Consider the following 4,593-nt stretch of genomic DNA (forward strand, 5'->3'; position numbering starts at 1 on the left):
CTCTGCACTACCTTAGCAAGGTCAAATTCAATGTTTTTTTATCTTTCCAGTCCGGCTTGACCCACTCATCGAAGGTCTGATATCTATTGAAGAAGCAACGCAGGTTGCTGCAGCAAAGCTGTATTTTTCAACTCTCAAACGGTTGACACTCATGCGAATCGCCATTTTGGCTGCAATCGGTATTGGTGCATTTTTGTTGGTATTCTTACCGGGATACTTCTTTCTTCTTCCCTCAGGCTCAGAAGTACCTGAAATGGTTGCTCCTGCAGACGAGGAAAGCGAAAGCTGAAAGGAGACTGCTATCGATGCACGGATGAGTTGAACCTGTTTGGGAACCCCGTGTTGGACACACGGATTGTATCAACGCCAGATCCTGAGGAGGTAATATGTCTATCCATGTTAGTTTCAAAAACATGAAACATTCTGAAGCAGTCAAAGAGCATACTCATGAACTCTTTGAGGACCTGTTGAAGATTACCGACAATAAGTACCCTTTTCATGTGCATCTGACTCGTCAGAAAGACGAGAGCTATCATGTAGGTATCAACTGCAGCTACCAACAAAAGATGCTCGCCAGCAATTCTGATGATAAAAATCTCTACAAGGCTCTGGCGCGCGGAGTGGACTCCATGCGTACACAAATCATCCGCAAATCAGACAAACTGAAGGCTTCGTAGTACTACCAGCACCCAGTGATGCTGGGTGCTTTTTCCATTTCACCCGATCTTGCGTCAGCCATGCGCTCTTCATTGCTCCTCACATCGCTTTTTTTTCTCGGAGTAGCAGAAAGTTTTGCTGGCTGTGAGGGCACCATGATGGGTGCTACAAGCGAAGATCCCTTGCTTTCCTCTGTGGACCTAACCTTCTCTCCGATTTACTCCTCTGCGACGACTTCTGGGACATCCAATTGCCCGAATTGGGACATTGCGCTGCAGGAACGCTTCGCACGTTGGCAGTTTTTAGTCGCCAACCAATCTATGCTCGAAGAAGAAATTGCAACAGGCCATGGGCCACACTCGGAGGCGCTGGGAGCTTTGTATTATTGTTCTGAGGTCGGCCAACAGCAGTTTGGCAATTTCCTGCGGTTGCATCAGGAGAGGATTGATTTTCACTTACACAGTACTGTTCAAGTAGAAGCATTGGTGCCTGTACTGAGCCAATGGATTCAATCACATCCGAGTTTGCGCCATGAATGCAAAGTGGGCTAGTTTTTTTGTTGCTGCTTGGCTTCTGAGTAGTAGTACTGTCTGGTCTTGTCACGAGGGTGGGGCCATGGGATTTGCGGATGGAAAGCTTGATGCGTTCTCCGTAGACATTTCCTCTTCATCTACCTTTGCTTTTGCCAGTTCCTCAGGGACCATGGGTTGTGAAGATTGGACCTTGGGCCAACATTACGAGGAAGAACAGTTTCTACAGGCAAATTGGGATCAATTGACCGAGGAAGCCGCGAACCGCAGTCAAGATCTGCACTGGGTATCCCTTGCACAACTCGCAGGATGTAACCCTACAGAATCTAAACAATGGTCGATTCTAGCTAACCAACATTTTGCTACGCTGTTTGACAGTCCAGCCTCATCTGAACAGGCGCGTAGAGATTTTCGTTCCCAATTCAATCAACACCTGAGCGATGCTCAGTTCTCATGTCGTCTCGACTCTTAATCTTCCTACTTCTCGTTCTATCTTTCCCTGCTGTTGGTTACTCATCCAAGGGACAACTGCGTATTTTGATCACGGGAGATACCAAGGGCATTCTTGCCTCAAAGTACGCTAATCGCAATCAAGGGTGGCTTTAGCTTGCTGATGCTCTCGCTCCCAAGCCCGGAGAAGTCACAACGTTACGGCTTGATGCAGGGGACTTGTTAGGAGGATCAGATTTTAGGCACTTTCTAACGCATGAGCATTCTCCTCCAAGATTTCCACAGCTGGAAATCTTGCATGCACTACAGTGGGACACCGTAGTCTTAGGAAATGCTGATTTGGTGTTGGGTGCTGACAAGTTGAAGGTGGCTCAGAAAACAGCTGATTTCCCAATGCTCGCTGGAAACGTAGTGTCAACAAGAGGCACCTGGCCCAAATTTCCAAGTTTCGAAATCATTGAAAACGGCTGCTTTCGAATTGGGGTCTTTGGTTTGATGACACCCGCTGCTCCAATGTGGCATGAAAAATTAGCAAATGATTTAGCATTTCTTGACATCCTTGAAAACGCCAAAGAGATCACACAAATCTTACGTGAAGAACAGCAGGTTGATCTCATTATTGCGTTGTTGCACAGTGGCTCAAATAAAAAGTTCGGGGAGCAAGAAAACCTACATGCTGGCCTCCCCAACACCAACGCTGCGGGCTGGGTGGCTGATTATGTACCTGGAGTTGATCTAGTTGTGTCGGGGCATGCTCACCAAACATTTCCAAGACGGCCGATATTTCATCTCAATCGGTATCGAGCACCCTTGGTGGCTCCAGGTGCTTTTGGAAATGGCTGGATTGAGGTGCATTGATCTCTGGAATTAAGACAGAAGCGTTGGCGTATTACTCAAAGCCACTATCAATACGTGGAGGCGCCTCAAGAAATTGCCGAGGACTGGCTACCATGGCTTCCTTGGCAAAAGCAGGCAGACCAATTTATGACAACTGAATTGCCCATTCGCTGGCTAAAGGAACCATCCAAAAAAGCCTGGTCAAATTGTACCAACGAGCTGATCAAAGTGGCCCCTCCAGAACCAAGAAGAGCCCTGATGCCAAGTTGGCAATTTGATCCATTTCTCTTTCCACATCCTGGAAAAGTTTTGAAACGTAGCCACTTACATCGATGGTGGCCCTATCGAAATCACCTGCAGTCAGCCTCCTTATATGGACCTCAAATCAACATTTTGATAGATCAAAAAAGTGGTCACTGATCGGTAATTTGTTGATGGATGCCACAAATCAAGATGTATGGATGCTGAATTACCATCTTCAAGGTAACTAGGGAGTCTCTCGTGCCCTGATTGACCAGGATCAGATAGGGCAATTAGACTCTATCTCGTGGCCAGAAAGATTATTCCAATTCGTGAGGACTGCCAGGAAGCTCCCTGCTGAGTGTGGTTTTTTGAAAATCATTCCATGAAAAATATCCTCCCAGATTTTGCGAAATCCTGGCTGAATCAATTCCCACCAAGGATTTTATTTCCCCATCAAGTTAATGGGTTTTCACTTTTTTGGGTCATTCTGAGGCCGGTACAAACCTATCAGGCTCTGATCGCAGCTCCTACACGACAACATGTTGCGGAAGCTCTTCTTGAAGATCCAGAGAACGGTATCCCGGTGAACTGGCCATGGACCAAAGGCCCAAAAGATTATCGGGACAGCCTCAGTATTATTCGGCTGTTGCAGGGGGATTTTATTCCGGATTGTAAAGAAATCCTGATTCTTGGTGGACAGCAAGTCACAAAAGGGAAACTACTGCATTCACAAAAGCTCGCAGAAATCCAATCCATTAGGTCAGGATTTCATGGGGATTGGGTCTGGTCTTGGCCAAGATGGCTTTGGATTCCTGATGTCTCAGAATTTATTTTGGAGATACCTGTCTTCAATTTTCAAACAGATGAATTCTATCTTCTTCGATGCCTCTACCGGAACGAGATAGCGAACCTTAAATATCTTGGCTGGAAGTTTCACGCACGCTGCTCCGGCAACAGCAAAGGCATCCAAGCTCAGTGGAACTGTGAACCAGAATTAAGCCAGAAGTTAGAGGTTGAGGAGTGGTTGATCAGCGAAGTTGGAAGTCAGGGAGAGGAGTGGAATAAATCTAATCACGCGCAGAAGGAGGAAGACAGACGCCATAGTTGGCTACAGCGCCTACGCTCATTCAAAACTCTGAATGTGCAATTCTCAAATGATCTGGATTGATAGAACTGTCGTCATCAGACATGAACGGATCATCAAATTCGTTGTTCCACAGTGCCGCTGATCGGGGATCCTGAAGGTGAGTAATGGATCCTCCTTTTGCCAAAAAATTTGCTAAGGCAGCGTCGATTTCTTCTTGTGTGATTGCGTTTTTCGATCGAGAAATGCTCATATTCCTTTCCGTTTTTTTAATAGCATTAAGTTTTGGTGAATCAGGCAACATACTTTGCCTATTTGGAGCGCCGTGAACTCCGGCTTGAGGCAGTTCTTTGTGCGCTTTTTTGGTTAATCGTGATTTTGGTCTCCAGCGACTTCTCTTCCGAAGTCGATTGAGCCGGTGCGAACTCACTAACTTTTTCTGTAAGTTTCTTGCTCTGTAACTTGGATTCCTTGTTTGTTAGAACGGGATCCACCGACTTCTGGAAATCCACAATTTCTGGGATAGCCGTTTCCGTTAGTGGAGTTTTGGCTTCTGTCAAGACTTCTTCTTCCTTATCTTCCTCCACAGCTACTATAGCTTTAGGACGTATCCAGACTTTTAGCATATTTTTCTGAATGCTATCAAGATTTCCATTCAAAAAGTTTTGGGACAACTGCTGTGCTGTACTTTCTGCCTTTTGGCTTTGCTCCGCAGTTCTTTTAGTCATCACTACAGAATGATCAATCTGCTTAAGAAAGTTCTCACAATAATTACTGAAGTTTTGCTGCTGC

At 45.9% G+C, this 4,593-nt stretch carries 8 protein-coding genes; 7 read left to right on the top strand and 1 reads right to left on the bottom strand.

Annotation, left to right across the window (positions count from 1 at the left end):
• Window positions 1–151: 151 nt before the first annotated feature.
• From P8O70_13970 to P8O70_14000, 7 genes are all read left to right on the top strand, one after another.
• Entirely contained in the window at window positions 152–289 is a 138-nt protein-coding gene (locus tag P8O70_13970) for a hypothetical protein (GenBank protein ID MDG2197965.1), read from the top strand.
• 97 nt (window positions 290–386) lie between these two features.
• Window positions 387–677 carry an HPF/RaiA family ribosome-associated protein gene (locus P8O70_13975; protein ID MDG2197966.1) on the top strand — a complete coding sequence of 97 codons (291 nt, stop codon included), beginning with the start codon at window positions 387–389 and terminating at the stop codon, window positions 675–677.
• Window positions 678–695: 18 nt separating this feature from the next.
• The gene (locus P8O70_13980; protein MDG2197967.1) at window positions 696–1,208 is read left to right on the top strand and encodes a DUF3015 family protein; all 513 of its coding nucleotides are present in this window, start codon (window positions 696–698) and stop codon (window positions 1,206–1,208) included.
• Window positions 1,189–1,659 (top strand): DUF3015 family protein, encoded by a 471-nt coding sequence (locus P8O70_13985; GenBank protein ID MDG2197968.1) that lies wholly within the window; start codon window positions 1,189–1,191, stop codon window positions 1,657–1,659. Before P8O70_13980 ends, P8O70_13985 begins: the two co-directional genes overlap by 20 nt.
• A 272-nt stretch (window positions 1,660–1,931) precedes the next feature.
• Window positions 1,932–2,495, top strand: coding sequence for a metallophosphoesterase (locus P8O70_13990; protein MDG2197969.1), 564 nt, complete (start codon window positions 1,932–1,934; stop codon window positions 2,493–2,495).
• Between the two features lie 126 nt (window positions 2,496–2,621).
• Complete coding sequence (locus P8O70_13995; protein ID MDG2197970.1) at window positions 2,622–2,894, top strand: hypothetical protein; 273 nt, start codon at window positions 2,622–2,624, stop codon at window positions 2,892–2,894.
• A 205-nt stretch (window positions 2,895–3,099) separates the two neighbouring features.
• Window positions 3,100–3,885 carry a hypothetical protein gene (locus P8O70_14000; protein MDG2197971.1) on the top strand — a complete coding sequence of 262 codons (786 nt, stop codon included), beginning with the start codon at window positions 3,100–3,102 and terminating at the stop codon, window positions 3,883–3,885.
• A gap of 227 nt (window positions 3,886–4,112) precedes the next feature.
• Here the strand turns inward: P8O70_14000 and P8O70_14005 are convergent.
• A partial coding sequence (locus P8O70_14005; protein MDG2197972.1) for a hypothetical protein occupies window positions 4,113–4,593 on the bottom strand: 481 nt, incomplete at its 5' end.

This window comes from SAR324 cluster bacterium, assembly GCA_029245725.1.
Classification (GTDB): Bacteria; SAR324; SAR324; order SAR324; family NAC60-12; genus JCVI-SCAAA005.

Bases quoted from the DNA above. Each gene is read 5' to 3' on its own strand.
- P8O70_13970 (MDG2197965.1), top strand. From the start codon at position 152: ATGCGAATCGCCATTTTGGCTGCAATCGGTATTGGTGCATTTTTGTTG.
- P8O70_13975 (MDG2197966.1), top strand. From the start codon at position 387: ATGTCTATCCATGTTAGTTTCAAAAACATGAAACATTCTGAAGCAGTC.
- P8O70_13980 (MDG2197967.1), top strand. From the start codon at position 696: ATGCTGGGTGCTTTTTCCATTTCACCCGATCTTGCGTCAGCCATGCGC.
- P8O70_13985 (MDG2197968.1), top strand. From the start codon at position 1,189: ATGAATGCAAAGTGGGCTAGTTTTTTTGTTGCTGCTTGGCTTCTGAGT.
- P8O70_13995 (MDG2197970.1), top strand. From the start codon at position 2,622: ATGACAACTGAATTGCCCATTCGCTGGCTAAAGGAACCATCCAAAAAA.
- P8O70_14000 (MDG2197971.1), top strand. From the start codon at position 3,100: ATGAAAAATATCCTCCCAGATTTTGCGAAATCCTGGCTGAATCAATTC.